At 31.8% G+C, this 14967-nt stretch carries 15 protein-coding genes; 9 read left to right on the top strand and 6 right to left on the bottom strand.

All coding sequences use genetic code 11. The features are described 5' to 3' along the window. The first annotated feature begins 1 nt into the window (after position 1). From ABRY23_04475 to ABRY23_04465, 3 genes are read left to right on the top strand one after another with little or no spacing between them, the layout of a single operon-like run. Positions 2-445, top strand: a complete 444-nt coding sequence (locus tag ABRY23_04475; protein MFA3782302.1) for a FixH family protein — start codon at positions 2-4, stop codon at positions 443-445. A 1-nt stretch (position 446) separates the two neighbouring features. After that, complete coding sequence (locus ABRY23_04470) at positions 447-1148, top strand: sulfite exporter TauE/SafE family protein (GenBank protein MFA3782301.1); 702 nt, start codon at positions 447-449, stop codon at positions 1146-1148. 27 nt (positions 1149-1175) lie between these two features. Then, positions 1176-1676, top strand: coding sequence for a histidine phosphatase family protein (locus ABRY23_04465; GenBank protein MFA3782300.1), 501 nt, complete (start codon positions 1176-1178; stop codon positions 1674-1676). Between the two features lie 204 nt (positions 1677-1880). Here the strand turns inward: ABRY23_04465 and ABRY23_04460 are convergent, their stop codons facing one another. Next, a complete protein-coding gene (locus tag ABRY23_04460) occupies positions 1881-3197 on the bottom strand; it encodes a thymidine phosphorylase (protein ID MFA3782299.1) in 1317 nt (438 codons plus the stop codon). A gap of 140 nt (positions 3198-3337) precedes the next feature. On the opposite strand from ABRY23_04460, the gene pepT reads away from it, so the two are divergent. After that, positions 3338-4591 (top strand): peptidase T, encoded by a 1254-nt coding sequence (pepT, locus tag ABRY23_04455; GenBank protein MFA3782298.1) that lies wholly within the window; start codon positions 3338-3340, stop codon positions 4589-4591. A gap of 198 nt (positions 4592-4789) precedes the next feature. Here pepT and hflX read toward each other — a convergent pair whose 3' ends face one another. The 4 genes from hflX to ABRY23_04435 all read right to left on the bottom strand — a co-directional run bounded on the left by hflX (position 4790) and on the right by ABRY23_04435 (position 10711). Continuing rightward, complete coding sequence (gene hflX, locus ABRY23_04450; GenBank protein MFA3782297.1) at positions 4790-6055, bottom strand: GTPase HflX; 1266 nt, start codon at positions 6053-6055, stop codon at positions 4790-4792. 14 nt (positions 6056-6069) lie between these two features. Then, on the bottom strand, positions 6070-8166 hold the full coding sequence (locus ABRY23_04445) for a BatA domain-containing protein (GenBank protein ID MFA3782296.1): 2097 nt from the start codon (positions 8164-8166) through the stop codon (positions 6070-6072). A 98-nt stretch (positions 8167-8264) separates the two neighbouring features. Continuing rightward, positions 8265-9374, bottom strand: coding sequence for a glycosyltransferase family 4 protein (locus ABRY23_04440; GenBank protein ID MFA3782295.1), 1110 nt, complete (start codon positions 9372-9374; stop codon positions 8265-8267). Continuing rightward, complete coding sequence (locus tag ABRY23_04435) at positions 9374-10711, bottom strand: SpoIID/LytB domain-containing protein (GenBank protein ID MFA3782294.1); 1338 nt, start codon at positions 10709-10711, stop codon at positions 9374-9376. Before ABRY23_04435 ends, ABRY23_04440 begins: the two co-directional genes overlap by 1 nt. Before the next feature lie 153 nt (positions 10712-10864). Here ABRY23_04435 and ABRY23_04430 point away from each other — a divergent pair, with 153 nt between their 5' ends. The 5 genes from ABRY23_04430 (at position 10865) to ABRY23_04410 (ending at position 13890) form a co-directional block, all read left to right on the top strand. Next, the gene (locus ABRY23_04430; protein MFA3782293.1) at positions 10865-11758 is read left to right on the top strand and encodes a rhodanese-related sulfurtransferase; all 894 of its coding nucleotides are present in this window, start codon (positions 10865-10867) and stop codon (positions 11756-11758) included. Between the two features lie 55 nt (positions 11759-11813). Beyond that, the gene (locus ABRY23_04425) at positions 11814-12209 is read left to right on the top strand and encodes a DoxX family protein (GenBank protein MFA3782292.1); all 396 of its coding nucleotides are present in this window, start codon (positions 11814-11816) and stop codon (positions 12207-12209) included. A gap of 178 nt (positions 12210-12387) precedes the next feature. Next, positions 12388-12597: a DUF1289 domain-containing protein gene (locus ABRY23_04420; GenBank protein MFA3782291.1), complete on the top strand. Its 210-nt coding sequence runs from the start codon at positions 12388-12390 to the stop codon at positions 12595-12597. Continuing rightward, positions 12590-13126: a cob(I)yrinic acid a,c-diamide adenosyltransferase gene (locus tag ABRY23_04415; protein ID MFA3782290.1), complete on the top strand. Its 537-nt coding sequence runs from the start codon at positions 12590-12592 to the stop codon at positions 13124-13126. Before ABRY23_04420 ends, ABRY23_04415 begins: the two co-directional genes overlap by 8 nt. Beyond that, positions 13123-13890, top strand: a complete 768-nt coding sequence (locus ABRY23_04410) for an HAD-IIA family hydrolase (protein MFA3782289.1) — start codon at positions 13123-13125, stop codon at positions 13888-13890. Before ABRY23_04415 ends, ABRY23_04410 begins: the two co-directional genes overlap by 4 nt. On the opposite strand, the gene ABRY23_04405 is transcribed toward ABRY23_04410, so the two are convergent. Continuing rightward, positions 13883-14932 carry an ATP-grasp domain-containing protein gene (locus ABRY23_04405; protein MFA3782288.1) on the bottom strand — a complete coding sequence of 350 codons (1050 nt, stop codon included), beginning with the start codon at positions 14930-14932 and terminating at the stop codon, positions 13883-13885. The genes ABRY23_04410 and ABRY23_04405 overlap by 8 nt on opposite strands. Positions 14933-14967 lie beyond the last annotated feature (35 nt).

Below are 14967 nucleotides of genomic sequence, written 5' to 3'. Positions count from 1 at the left end.
AATGAAAATTTCATGGGGCGTTAAAATTACAATAGTCTACGGATTGTTCGTTCTTTTTATCGTTACTCTAGTAATAATATTTATGAACCAAAAAGTAGATTTAGTTGATGACGACTATTACCCAAAAGAGATTGTCTATCAACAACAAATTAATAAAATCCAAAGAACACAAAAATTACCAGAGCATGTTTCAATTGATACAAAACTGAAAGGCATAGAAATAAAATTTCCTGCAAGTTATAACCCTGCTGACATTTCGGGCAAAATTAATTTTTACAGACCTTCTGATAAAACAAAAGATTTTACAATTAACTTATCATTAAACCAAAACTGCCAACAGCTCATTCCATCCGATAATCTTGAAAAAGGTTTATGGAAAGTAAAAATAGAATGGAATCATTTAGGCACTTCTTATTATAATGAATCAACAATTATGGTAAATTAATATGGAAATATGGACTGGATTTTTAATAGGCCTGTTAGGAAGTTTTCATTGTATTGGAATGTGTGGACCAATTGCAATTGCATTGCCTTTACCAAGTACATCTAAATTCAAAATCATTTTTGGAAGAGTATTATATAATGCTGGAAGAATAGTAAGTTACAGTTTTATGGGAGCGTTATTCGGCTTGTTCGGAAACCGGCTTATTTTATATGGACTGCAACAAACTCTTTCAATAACCATTGGTACGGTAATAATACTTTACATTCTCACTCCCAATAAAATTAAGAACAAAATTTCCAACTTTACTTTTTATAAAAAATTTATAGAAAACTTTCAGCTTTTGTTCTCAAAATCAATCTCAGTTAAATCCAACCTATCGTTTTTTTCAATAGGCGTCTTAAATGGCTTTCTTCCGTGCGGATTTGTTTATATAGGAATAGCTGGGGCTATATCTACAGGCAACTTTATAAGCGGCACATTTTATATGGCACTTTTTGGTTTAGGTACTTTTCCTATCATGTTGTCAGCTTCAATAGTTGGTAAGTCGCTAAGCATCAGAATAAGAAGAAAAGTTAATAAACTTTTGCCGGCTTTTGGTCTTATCTTAGCTGTAATTTTTATATTAAGAGGACTGAATCTCGGCATACCCTTTTTAAGCCCTAAACTCGTCTCCCAAGTACAAGAAAACGTATTATGCCATTAATCTTAATAACAAATAAAAGTTGCTAATTTGAAAAAAGTCTTTTTAGTTCGTCACGCAAAATCAAGTTGGGAAAATTCACTGCTCTCCGATTTTGAAAGGCCATTAAATAAACGCGGTGAAAAGGATGCTCATTTTATGGGTGAACTTCTTGCAAAGAAAAAAATTCACCCAAATATAATAATTTCCAGTCCCGCACTTCGAGCTATAACTACAGCTAAAATTATAGCTGACAAATTAAATTATCCTGAAAATAAAATTCATATCGATAAAAATATCTATGAGGGAACTTGGAAAGAGCTTTTAAACATTATAAACTCTTCACCAGAAAGTTATTCTGATTTAATGTTAGTTGGGCACAACCCAGCTTTAACTTTATTAAATAATTATCTAAGCGATGAACCAATTATTAATATCCCAACATGCGGGATATCTGGAATTAAATTTGAAATAAAAAATTGGGAAGAGGTAACTAAAGCAGAGGGCAAAAACTTTTTATTTGAATATCCTAAAAAGTATTCAGCTCGTTAACGGCCGACACTGTTCATCTCACTCATATATTGTATGCCGAAATAATTAGTCTTAAGAAAGTAATCTTCGGAACAAATCTACTCTTAAAATTTTTCTTTATTAGACACAAGATTAACTATTAACTTTTCCCGATAAAAAATTTAGGCTCAAAAGTTGAAAATGGTTCTGCACCCCAACACATCTTATCTGTATGATTTTTAACTACTATTTATTAAACGGGTTAATTACAGCCTTAATAAGTTTAATTTCCTTTGGCTTTTCTTTCGAAATCTTTATTGAATTTATTATTCGTTTTTTCACTTCATCAATTTTCTCTTTTTTATCGGTGAAAATATCAGATATCTTATCACCTCGAGCTATTTTAGTACCAATTTTAGGGTAAAAAACAAGTCCAGCTTTTGGATCTATTATATCATCTTTTGTTAATCGTCCTCCACCTAATTCAACAGAAGCAATTCCAATTTCATAATTATTTACTTGCGACAAATAACCTTCAGATTCAGCAGTTATTGTTTCATTATATTTAGCTTTAGGGTACTTATTAGGATTTTTAATGAAGGAAATATCGCCACCTTGTGATTGAACTATTTTTACAAACCTATCGTATGCCTTTCCAGTTAATATCATCTTGCGAGAAATTTCAATTCCTTCTTTAATAGAATTTGCTTTCCCGCCTAAGTAAATCATTGCACCGGATAGATTTAAAGTTACCTCAAGCAAATCATCAACTTTTTCTCCCTCCAAAATTTTTATTGATTCATAAACTTCCAACCAATTACCGATGTAATTGCCAAGCGGTTGATTCATATCAGTAATAAATGCTATTACTTTTTTACCGAAAGAAATGGCAGTATCAATAAGTGAATTAGCAAGATTTTTTGCATCGTTTAATTTTGTCATAAAAGCACCCGAACCAGTTTTAACATCCAAAACTAATCCATCAATACCCTCAGCAAGTTTTTTACTCATGATGCTTGCTGTAATTAAAGGAATTGATTCTACGGTTGCTGTTACATCGCGTAGAGCATAAATTAGTTTATCAGCAGGAGCAATATCTCTTGTTTGCCCAATTAAAACAGCACCACATTTTTTTAGAACAGACTTATATTCTTTCAAGTTAAGTTTTGTTTTAAATCCCGGAATAGCTTCTAATTTATCTAACGTACCACCTGTATGCCCAAGTCCGCGCCCACTAATCATCGGAACGTTAACACCAGCAGCAGCGACGATTGGTGCCAAAATTAATGAGGTTTTGTCTCCAACTCCGCCAGTAGAATGTTTATCAATTTTTGCACCAGGTATATCATCAAGATTCAACACTTTACCGCTGTACAACATTGCTTTTGTTAAAGCAGAAGTTTCATTTATATTCAACCCATTTATAAAAGCTGCCATTAAAAAAGCTGAAAATTGGTAATCTGGTATTTTACCTTTGGTGTAATTTGAAATTAAGAATTCTATTTCTTCATTAGATAGCTTTTTACCATCGCGTTTTTTTCGGATTAATTCTACTGTGTTCATATCGTTCTATATTTATTTTTCCTTAAAGCAAAATTACGGAATATTTATTATCAGGTAAAAAGATGAATTAATTGAAATTATGAGGGTATTTATATATTATTATTTTGTAATTACTTTTCCATAATAACAAAGAGGGAATTATGTTTGATACAACTTACAAATTCACTTGCGTCGACCGTTTTTTAAGATATGTTAAATTCGATACTCAATCGAAAGAAGATTCGCCTACTTTCCCAAGTGATTCTAAACAACTTCAGTTATCGAAACTTCTTGTAGAAGAACTAAAACAAATGGGAATGAAAGATGTAGAAATGGACCAATTTGGTTATGTAATGGCTACTTTACCTTCTAATACAAATAAAAAAAATGTCCCTGTAATTGGTTTTATAGCACATGTTGACACTTCACCAGCTGTAACGGGAACTAATGTAAATCCTGTAATTCATAAAAATTACAAAGGCGGTGATATTGTACTTCCCAATGACAAATCAAAAGTAATTGATGAGGCGAGCAATCCAGAGCTTAAAGACATGATTGGTTTTGATATTATTACAACAGATGGAACTACCCTGCTTGGTGCTGATGACAAGGCTGGAGTAGCAGAGATTATGGATGCAATGAACTATTTAATAAACCATCCTGAAGTAAAACACGGAACAATAAGAGTTTGTTTTACGCCAGATGAAGAAGTGGGAAGAGGAACAGAAAAATTTGATGTAAAAAAATTTGGAGCCTCCTACGCATACACTATTGACGGCTCAACACGAGGGGAAGTTGAGACGGAAACTTTTAGTGCAGATGCGGTTGTGATTAAAATACACGGGAAAAATGTTCACCCTGGTTATGCAAAAGGCAAAATGATAAACGCAATAAAAATTGCTGCACATTTCATTGAAATGCTTCCAAAAGATAGATTATCACCAGAAACTACTGAAAAACGCGAAGGATATGTTCACCCGGTCTCCTTAGAAGGCAACGAAACATTAACAACAGTAAAATTTATTATAAGAGACTTTGAAGCCGAGAAATTAAAAGAGTACGAGGATTTATTAAAACAATTAGTACAAAAAGCAGTAAACGATTATCCTGGTTCTACATATGATTTTGAAGTGATTGAACAATACCGCAATATGAAATATGTTCTTGATAAACATCCACAAGTTGAAGCTTATGCAGTCGAAGCATTAAATCGACTTAACATAAAGCCCATTAAATCTTCAATTCGCGGCGGTACTGATGGTTCACGGCTAAGCTATATGGGTTTACCTACACCAAATTTATTTGCAGGTGGACATAATTTTCACGCTTACACTGAATATGTGGCTGTCCAAGATATGGAGGCAGCTGTAAAAATGATTGTTACGCTTGCACAAATTTGGGAAGAAAAATCTTAACTGCTATTCAACAAAATGTAACATAGATAAGGGGGGCTATTTACTTAAGAATTTTTATCAATAATCAAGCATGGAGAACGCATACTTTCAGCAAAATTAAATTTTTTATCAGAATCAATCTGAACTTTCTGTAAAGTCTGCGTTTTTATTTTAACTCAGTTACAATGACAAATAAGATAACTGATAGTAATAATTCGTTTAAATATTGTTACTAATAAGCTGCTGTATCTTATTGTATGCTGCTGAACTTGCCCTATAAGATATTCTAATTTTATCCTCTTCATAAACTGCTTCAAGAATTTCAGCCAATTCATAAATTTTAGAGACAATTTTTGACTGATTAAGTTTTAGACTTAAGTTATGCTCAATAAAACTGTTTTCGTATATTGTCAACAATTTCTCTTTAAGTCTTTGAATACCAATACCTCTTTGGGCAGAGATGAACAAGCAATTCTTAAATTTATCACCCACATACTTAATTCTACTTTTATCAGAAAGAGCATCTACCTTGTTAAAAACTTTAATTTGTATTTTCTTATCGCCACCTAATTCCTTTAATGTATCGTCTACTACCTTAATATGATCTTCAAAAAAATCATGTGATATATCAATTATGTGTAAAATTATATCTGCTTCTTTAACAACATTTAATGTTGTTTTAAAAGAAGCAACTAAATGAGGGGGCAGCTTACGTATAAATCCAACAGTATCACTTAATAAAATTTTTTTGTTTTTATCCAGCTCCAATGAACGTGTAACTGAATCCAGTGTCGCAAATAATTTGTTTTCTGCGAGAACATTAGAGTTAGTCAGTTTATTTAGCAAAGTAGATTTACCCGCATTTGTATAACCAACAAGGGTAGCGTTGATGTAGTTTTTTCTTCTGGAAGTTTTCACAAAATGTTGAGATTCTAATTTTTTCAAAACCTGTTTTAGATGACTAATGCGCGTTCGTATAATTCGTCTATCAGTTTCAATTTGTGTTTCGCCGGGACCTTTAGTGCCAATTCCACCATATTGTTTAGATAAGTGTGTCCACGCTCTTGTAAGACGAGGTAGCATGTATTGTAACTGCGCAAGCTCAACTTGAGTTTTTGCTTCTTTTGTACGTGCGTGTGAAGCAAAAATATCTAATATTAATCCCGACCTATCAACTATTTTTTTTTCAAAAAGTTTTTCAAGATTTCTTAGCTGGGTTGGATTAAGATCATCATCAAAGATTATAAGATTTATTTCATTCTCTTTGGCAAGTTCAGCTATTTCCTGTGCTTTCCCTTTTCCTATAAAATATGCAGGGTCAATTTTATTTTTATCTTGAATTACCTTAAAAATAGTTTCTGCACCTGCCGTAGATGCTAAAAGTTCCAACTCATCAAGATGTTCTTCAACACTCTCTCTGTTGTTGCTGTTTGAGACTGATATTAATATTGCTTTTTCCGCCTTGGGTTCAAAATTATCTAACATTTATTACTGTTTGTTTAAACCTCCACTAAATCTTCTTTAGAACTTTTTGATACTAACATTTCAATCAAAGCTAAGATTAATGCGCCCATTAAAAAATATTTCCACAGTTCCGCCCCAAATCTCGATTGAATAATAGATTTTAAAAAATCACCATCAATAGAAAGACTAAAAACGCTACCACCAAATTTAATTTCTTTAAGGTATTCTTTAAAGTCAGAATCGTTTAGATAACTATTTATAGATTCTGCCGGATTAAAATTTACTGCTGCATAATCAATAAGTTTGTTTTTTGAATAGAACTTATAAATCCCATCTATATCGGTCTTATTATACTGAAAAAAACTTTTATTTCGTAAAGTATCGAGATTAATAATTTCTGCAGAATTATTGGGTCTCATCACTCTAATTTGTGGAAAAATATTTTTACTTAAATCGACTATAAGCGGCTGGCCTGCGAGAGTTTCTTTTTTTGTATTCGAATTAGAACTTAAATAGAAAACAATTTTCGCTATAAGTGGAGAAAATAAAGCTTTTAATGGAAAATTATTCCAACTTAAAACTGGGGCACTGTTAAACAATAATAGCTTACCATTGCCAAATTTATACTCACTTAGAAATGGTGAGTTGTCCATTAACGAAATTATAGGGTAACCTTTCCCAAGTGAATTTATTTTAAAGTAATAATAAATTTCTGGAGAGTTTATTTGTCTTTTCTGCTTGTTTTGAAACAGCTCACTCAATATTGGATGTTCAAAATCTATTTTATCAAAAAAAGTTGGACTCTCAAAATAATTTAAACTTCCCACAGCATTAGTAGGAACACCAATATTTAACTTAGAACAAAGCAGTTTAAAATTCTCGAGCGAGTTATCAGAAGACGGAAATATTACTGCACCTCCACCCATTTGAAGAAAAGATTCTATTCTACTATCTGAAGAAATATTCTCTGAACCAATTATAAAAACTGCATCATAATTTCTGTAGTCACTAAAATTTAATTGTTGTCCTTTCCTTTCAGTAATCTCAATATTTTCTATGGTACTAAGTGCCAATTTCAAAAATCTTGCATCATCCTGTTTAGAAAAAACTAATAAGACATTTATTTTATCGGGCACCCATATAGTTAAGCATCTTTTATTATCATTTAGTATATCATCATCTTCCAATTGTACTTCTGCTTCAACTAAACCTGTTTGCTGAAGTGTAGTTTCAAAAGTAACTTTTTGCGTTTCATTACTTTTTAAGCTTATTGCCTGCTGTGCTTGTCTGTTTCCGTTTAAATATAGAGAAGCGATTGTATTATTAACAGGCTGATTAGAATAATTTGTAATTGTAGCTGTAAAACTTATCACACTCCCCTTTTGAAATATCTGATTGTTTACAGTGAAATCAGTTATAGCGAGATTAATAATTTCTTTTTTAGGGAATTCGAAGTAGTATAATCTAATTTTAGGATCAAAAGTAATATTCTTTTTTTGTATTTGATTCTTAGTTTCATATAAATTTGACTTTTGTAAGTCGCTTAATACGTAAATTTCTTTATTAAAGTTTTTTGACTCGTTTAAAATTTCAGATGCCTTTATTATTGCATCATTTAGTTTACCACTATAATCAGAAATGCTGCTCTCATCAATTTCTTTTTGGACTAGAGATAAATTTGTTGAGTGTTTAGTGAAATTATGACTTAAATCTGACGTTAAGATTAAAGTAACATCATCCCCAGGCTGAAAATTTTCAAGAATAGATTTAGCAGCTGATTTAGCTAAATTAAAATAAGAACCTCTTTCTGAAACTAAAGACATGCTAAATGAATTATCCAAAATTATTACTGCACTTGTTTTAGCAGTTGAAGATTTGCCTGCAAGAGATAAATTTTTTATAGCTGGACGTGCAAAAGCAGTAACTAGTAAAACAATTATAAGTATTCTTATTGCAAGTAAAATCCACTGCTTTAATTTTATGCGTCTAATTTTTGTTTTTTGTAGTTCTTGTAAAAATGCAAGTGTAGAAAATTCTACTTTTTTAAGTTTTCTCAGATTTAGCAAATGGATTAAAACAGGAATTGATGCGGCAACAAGTCCAAATAAAATTGCTGGGTTAAGAAATGTCATACACTTAATCTACCCCCGTTTATAAATTTGCTCTTAAACATAATTGTACGATTTGGGTGACCATATCTTTAATTAACATCATGGACAAAGGACCTAAACTAATTTATTGTTCTGTTGTAAATACCAATTATTTTTTTTACGAATATTTGTATATCAAATGCTTCTACAGCACGTTTACGTGCTTGTTTTCCAAATTCAATCCTTTTTTCTGGTGATTCAATTAACAGTTCAATTTTATGAGCTAAATCATTCACATCTTGCTTTTCAAATAAGTAAGAAGTTTTCCCATCAATTGCAATATCTAAAACTCCATCTGAGTTTGTACAAACTGAAGGGAGACCACAGCTCATTGCTTCTACTAATGCAAGTCCAAATGCTTCAGCGTGTGAGGGAAAAACAAAAATATCCATTGCAGAATAAACATTAGGCATATCCTCTCTGTAACCTGTAAAAATAATCTTATTTTTCAAATTTAGTTCATTAGCTAATTTATAAATTTGTTCAGCATAATCCTTCTCGCCATAACTAGGCTCACCTACAATTATAAAAATTAAGTCAGTGTATTTCTGGGAAAGCAGTTTAGCTGCTAAAAGAAATTCTTCATGTCCTTTACCAGGGCTAAACCTTGCCGACATTCCAATTACTAATTTATTTCCTATATTAAATTCGCTTCTAATTTTTTCACGCGCAGCATAATCTTGTTTAAACTTATTTGTATCAATCCCATTATGAACAAGTAAAACTCTGTTAGGACTTAGAGTAGTAGTTTCAATTAAATTTTTTCTTATCACTTCACTTATCGCTATTGCATAACTAACTTTTTCATAAAGCCATTTATGAGCTATATCTTTTTTAACAATATACGAACCAACATGTTTAGTAAGTAGCAATGGAACTTTTAATGAGAAAAACTTAATTACTGGAACAAACAGCCACAAATCTTTGGAGGCTTGTGAGTGTATCAAGTCAAACTTTTTTCTTTTTAGCAATCTATAGATCCAAAAGATTTGAAATGGATTAATGAAAAAAGAAGACTTTATAAAATTCACATTAATTTTTTTTGAAGAAGCCTTTTCATAGATTTTAGAATTTTTATAACAGAAAATTTCAGCGTCAACTTTATTTTGGAGAAGGACCTCTGCGGTAAGAATGGTTTGCATTTCCATTCCACCCCAGCTTTTTGAAAGGCATGATACGAGAATTTTCATCAATAAGCTTTTTCTAATCTAGTTCCTTTAAAATAGTGGGAAAGAATCTCATCGAACGAATACCCCATCTCACCCATTACTGCAGCACCTATTTGACAAAGCCCTACTCCATGTCCCCAACCTGCACCTTCTAATATAAACCTTTCAGGAATTCCATTTTTTATTTTTTCTTTATGTACAATAAAAGCAGAACTATATAAGTGAGATTTCGAAAGCCACTTTCTAATTTCCAGTTCCTTTCCTACTAGTATTTCAGACTTAGTACCCAAAATTCTTAACTTAGTAATTCTTCCAGAGTATCCCCTTTCGGCAGGCAATAAATCTTTAATACTTCCAAAGTCTATACCGCTTTTTTTAAAGATAATCTCAGATATTTCATCTTGGGTGTATTCAACTTTCCAGCGGTAGAAATCCCGAGTTGTCTGGTCATAATCCACTAAGACTTGTGAAAGTATTTTTTGGTCAGTGGTATTGCAAAATGCATGAGGTGAGCCTTTAATCCACTTAACCGCAAAATCTTCCTTCGTAAGGTCAACGAAGTAACCATCAGGTTCAAACTTATAGTCAATAATTGAGGATAAGTAAGGATATTTGACGGGAGCCCAAACATTTTCAAATGATTCTGTAATTCCCCCACAACATTTGGAAAACCTTGTATCGCATACCTCTCCATTATAAGTAAGCACCATTCCCCTTGTTTCTTCTATAGCTGCAAAAGCAGCATCGTTAACTAAACGCAATACACCTTGATATCTTTGGCAATGATCATCAGAACAAAAATCATATAATAAATGCTCTTCCCTATCGTACCACTTAATAATTTCTTTTTCATTAATTATAAACTCAGAAGAAATCTTAGAGTCTTTTTTCTGCTTTTTATTATTTAACTGGGCAATTAGCCAGCTTCTTGATACAACTGCATGCGCTTTTAGTAGTTCAAGCGAACTGCTTGCACTCATTTCTGAGGAAATCACACTTAAAAGATATTCTTCTAAAGGAATAATATTTACTGCTGTAATTTTATCGTCTTCAATTATTAGCTTTAAGCTGCCTCTAAATCTTTGGTCTTCATATTTTTCCCAGTGAAAGTTCTTTCCAATTTTTACATCGCGCAATAAAAAAGACTCTGTCTCAAAATCAGCAGGTGTAATAACTATTTCTTCCTTTGTTAAGAGTTCATTTCCCTCTTTTGTCAAAACAATTTTCTTATCCCTAATAAAAGCGCTGAACTTTCCGCTTAACTTTCGAGGGTAGGCAGAAGAGTTAAATTCTCCGTAAAGCTCGAAATTAATAGCGCTTTCTGTAAGTATCCCTACGCTTATTACTGGTTCATTCATGGAAAATAAAATTTTTGTTTGCCAATATACAAATCAAAAGTATAATTAGATAGTTCAGTAAAATTTTACGGACTTATACTTTTTTAGGCGTTTTGAGAAAAAATAAGATTTTTTATCTTTTGTTAGCAAATTAACAATATATTGGAAACTATAATGGAACCTGATAATTACAGAATACTTCTTTTCTATAAATATTGTAGGTTTAATGAGCCCGAAAAGTTTCTCAACGAACATTTATCTTTCTGTCAAAATAATGACATACTTGGAAGAGTTTGGATTTCTACCGAGGGAATTAATGCAACTGTTTCCGGGAAGAAAGAAAATATCGAGAATTACAAAAAGGAAATTAGGAAGTACCCTGAGTTTGCTGATATTTGGTTTAAAGAGGATAAGTATAATAAACATGCTTTTCAAAAAATTCATGTGAGAGTTAAAAAAGAAATTGTTAATGCAAGCTTCGGAGAAGTGGATTTATCAAAAACTGGAAAACGCTTAAAACCTAGTGAGCTTAATAAACTTTATGAAAGCAACGAAGATTTTTTAATAGTTGATGCAAGAAACGAGTATGAAAGCATGATTGGAAAATTTAAAAACGCAATTACCCCTCCAATGGAAACATTCAGAGATTGGCCTAAAGTGGTTGAAAGCCTAAAAAAATATAAGGACAAAACAATAGTTACTTACTGTACCGGTGGTATTCGATGTGAAAAAGCTTCAGCTTATTTAGTCGAAAGGGGATTCCAAAATGTATTTCAGCTTGAAGGTGGAATTTGGAATTACGTAAATCAATACCCCGATAAATATTGGGAAGGCAGCGTTTTCGTGTTTGATGAAAGAAGGATTGTTACCCCTAATACTAAACCTGAATTAAAACACATTGGTAAATGTTACTACTGCGGTAAACCTACTTCGTACTATATTAACTGTCATAATCAAGATTGTGATAGGCTCATTTTAACTTGTCATCAATGCAAAATTGAAAATGAATACTGCTGCTCCGAACAATGCAGAAAAGCACCAAATAAAAGAAAAAGATTTCACGGTTAAAAGAAACAAATTAGAGTGATAGTTAATTATACAATAATTATTAAATGGAGGGACTATGAAAGTTGCTCTAACTACAAAATATGTACACGAAATATATGCCATAACCAGAATAGTAATTGGCATATTATTTATTAGTCACGGAATACAAAAGTTCGTTGCCTTAATAAATGGCAACTTACCCGCTGATAATTTACTTTTAATAATTGCAACAATCATTGAAACTATAGGAGGATTATTGATAATTATAGGATGGCAAACACATTTGGCAGCTTTCATTTTGAGCGGGGAAATGGCCGTAGCTTACTTTATCCAACACGCTCCAAAAGGTTTATTGCCAATAAAAAATGGCGGTGAATTAGCAGTGTTTTATTGCTTTGTTTTTTTATTCATTTCTGCATACGGTTCTGGTAAATGGAGCTTAGATAACAGAAATAAAAACTTGAAGACCTAATATTAGAAGATAATATTTCACCATAAAAATTTTGTAGAAAATTTTTGCTGCTGTTTTATTTAGCATTTTTGAATTGTTAAGGATAACAAATAAGACGACCCTGTTAATTCTAACAAAGTTTAAACACATTGCTCAATTACAAAATCACAAAGAACTTGCTTTTTATAGCAAGCAAGGTATGAAAAATAAAAAAACATTAGAAATTGAATCTCCTTGCAATGGCAACTGCACAATTGATATTATCACCAAGTATTGCATAGGTTGTTTCCGTACAATTGAAGAAATTATTGCATGGCCATCCCTTTCAAAAGAAAAAAGAAAAGAAATTATTAAGTTAATAGAAATAAGAAAAAAACAATTAAGGAAAAGTACAAACCAAAATGAATAAGAAGCTAAAAAGGGGGTTCATACAAATTTACACTGGAAATGGTAAGGGGAAAACGACTGCCGCAATTGGACAGGCTGTACGGGCTGCGGGCGCAGGCCTCAAGTCTTACATTTTACAGCTTATGAAAGAATTCCCTTACAGTGAATTAGAAAGTTTAAAAAAACTTTCTGACTTAATTACAATTGAACAAGTGGGAAATGATAAATTTGTTTACAAAAAAGAGAAACCGTCAAATGCTGAAATTGAAAAAGTAAAACACTCACTGAATAAGGTAAAAGAAAAGATGTTAAGCGGGCAGTACGATATAATTATTCTTGATGAAATTTGCGTATCAATCTACTTTGGGTTAGTTACCACTAAAGATGTTTTATTTCTGATAGACCAAAAACCCCCTAATATTGAGTTAATATTAACAGGTAGATATTGCCCTGAAGAATTAATAGAAAAGGCCGACTTAGTTACTGAAATGACCGAGATAAAACATTACTACCAAAAAGGAATCTCGACAAGGAAAGGAATTGAATCGTGAAGAAACCTTTACTAATAGACTTGGATGGCGTGTTGAGAATCGGTAACCAACTGGCAAATCATACCAAAAAATTTCTTGAATTTATTGTAGATTCGCAAATACCAGCTTGTATTTTGAGTAATTCAACTTTATTCACTTCATTAGAAATAAAAAATTTTTTTAGAGAGGAAGCAATTGAATATAATATTCCCATAATTACCACTTCAGATGCAGCGTTAATATATGCTAAAGAAAAGTATAAAAAAGTTTCAGTCTATTGTAAAGAAAATGTAAAATTACTTTTTAATGATATTATTGATGACGATAATCCAGAAGCTGTAATAATTGGTGATATGGGACAAATGTGGAATTTCAAAATCCTAAACGAAATTTTTCATAAAGTAGTTAATGGCGCCGAGTTGATAGCGCTTCAAATAAATAAATATTGGAAGAACGAAAACGGAGAACTTTTACTTGATGTAGGTCCATTTATAAAAGCAATTGAATACGCTACTGATAAAAGAGCTACATTAATAGGAAAACCCTCTCCACTATATTTTCAATTGGCATTAAAAGCATTAGGAGCAACAGTAAAAGATAGTTTTGTAATGCTTGGTGATGATATTGATTCAGACATAGCCGGCGCAAAAAAATTAGATGCAATAACAATTTTAATATACACTGGAAAAACAAGGAAGCCTTTAGCAAAAAATGTATCTGTTTTACCAGATTACGAAGCAGATGATTTAATTAATGTTATTGATGTACTTAAAAAAATTATGTAGAATTTTTACTTCTCTTTACAGCAAGCTCAACTATCTTTTTTAATGTTTTGCTATATGAATAACCTGCATGTTTGGCAGAGCGCATAAAACCTGCATCTTCCTGCAAATCTGGATTAGGATTAACTTCAAGTACATATAGCTTATTATCTTCTTTAGAAAGCCTCATATCTACTCTTGCGTAATCCCTGCAACCCATAATCTTGAAACATTTAATAGCAATTTTTTCTGCTTCTTCTTTTATTTTTTTGGGTAATCTTGCCGGGCAAATTGGAATAGTTTTATGATAGGCTTCGTGAAGTGGATCCCATTTCGCTTGGAAGCTAACAATGTTATAAAGGTAATCTGGCATTTTGGAAAAATCGATTTCGCTTATTGGCAGAACTTTTAATTTTTTGTCCCCTAAAACAGCAACATTTAACTCACGTCCCTTTATATATTCTTCGATAAGTGCTGGTTGTTTAAACTCATTAAAAACATGCTCAATTCTTTTTTTAAGCATACGATGATTAACAACTATTGAGTCGTTTTCAATGCCAACGCTAGCATCTTCTAATGCTGGCTTTACAATTATAGGATAACGCAAACCGTGCCGATAATTTCTTCTTATTTCTTTTACTACTTTATACTTAGGTGTTCTTATTCCTACGGAGCTTAATATTCTTTTTGTTAAAACTTTACTTTGACAATTTGCAAGAGCTTGTGGTGGGGCTCCTGTATAAGGAATTTTCAAAAGCTCTAAAACGCCAGTAAAGCTCGCTTCCATGCTCGGTTTATCTTTATAGATTTCAACTAGATTAAAAATTACATCAGGTTGGTTTTTTTCTATGTCTTTTAGAAGAATACTTAAATTATCTAAAATATTTAAAATATAAGCATCGTATCCTTCTCTTCTTAAAGCTTTTGCAATTGATTCAAATTCTTGAATGGGGTCACTTTGAGTAATATCAAAATATGGCTTAAAACCTAAATTCTGAGGGATTTCTGTTTGGTATTCACTGGTAATTCCTGGGTACGCCTCGTTAAAAATTACAGCAATTTTCATCAGTATTCAGATTTTTTTCTAAAAATTAATAAAAA

It is taken from the genome of Melioribacteraceae bacterium 4301-Me (assembly GCA_041538185.1).
Lineage (GTDB): Bacteria > Bacteroidota > Ignavibacteria > Ignavibacteriales > Melioribacteraceae > Pyranulibacter > Pyranulibacter aquaticus.
Note: the sequence above shows the minus strand (reverse complement) of the source record. Positions and strands in the feature narration are given on the sequence as shown.

What these genes read in the sequence shown, in the direction of transcription:
- ABRY23_04405 (MFA3782288.1), bottom strand. Translation starts at nt 14,932, where the DNA reads ATGAAAATTGCTGTAATTTTTAACGAGGCGTACCCAGGAATTACCAGT.
- ABRY23_04460 (MFA3782299.1), bottom strand. Translation starts at nt 3,197, where the DNA reads ATGAACACAGTAGAATTAATCCGAAAAAAACGCGATGGTAAAAAGCTA.
- ABRY23_04445 (MFA3782296.1), bottom strand. Translation starts at nt 8,166, where the DNA reads ATGACATTTCTTAACCCAGCAATTTTATTTGGACTTGTTGCCGCATCA.
- ABRY23_04435 (MFA3782294.1), bottom strand. Translation starts at nt 10,711, where the DNA reads ATGAATGAACCAGTAATAAGCGTAGGGATACTTACAGAAAGCGCTATT.
- ABRY23_04440 (MFA3782295.1), bottom strand. Translation starts at nt 9,374, where the DNA reads ATGAAAATTCTCGTATCATGCCTTTCAAAAAGCTGGGGTGGAATGGAA.
- ABRY23_04470 (MFA3782301.1), top strand. Translation starts at nt 447, where the DNA reads ATGGAAATATGGACTGGATTTTTAATAGGCCTGTTAGGAAGTTTTCAT.
- ABRY23_04425 (MFA3782292.1), top strand. Translation starts at nt 11,814, where the DNA reads ATGAAAGTTGCTCTAACTACAAAATATGTACACGAAATATATGCCATA.
- ABRY23_04430 (MFA3782293.1), top strand. Translation starts at nt 10,865, where the DNA reads ATGGAACCTGATAATTACAGAATACTTCTTTTCTATAAATATTGTAGG.
- ABRY23_04475 (MFA3782302.1), top strand. Translation starts at nt 2, where the DNA reads ATGAAAATTTCATGGGGCGTTAAAATTACAATAGTCTACGGATTGTTC.
- hflX (MFA3782297.1), bottom strand. Translation starts at nt 6,055, where the DNA reads ATGTTAGATAATTTTGAACCCAAGGCGGAAAAAGCAATATTAATATCA.
- ABRY23_04415 (MFA3782290.1), top strand. Translation starts at nt 12,590, where the DNA reads ATGAATAAGAAGCTAAAAAGGGGGTTCATACAAATTTACACTGGAAAT.
- pepT (MFA3782298.1), top strand. Translation starts at nt 3,338, where the DNA reads ATGTTTGATACAACTTACAAATTCACTTGCGTCGACCGTTTTTTAAGA.
- ABRY23_04420 (MFA3782291.1), top strand. Translation starts at nt 12,388, where the DNA reads ATGAAAAATAAAAAAACATTAGAAATTGAATCTCCTTGCAATGGCAAC.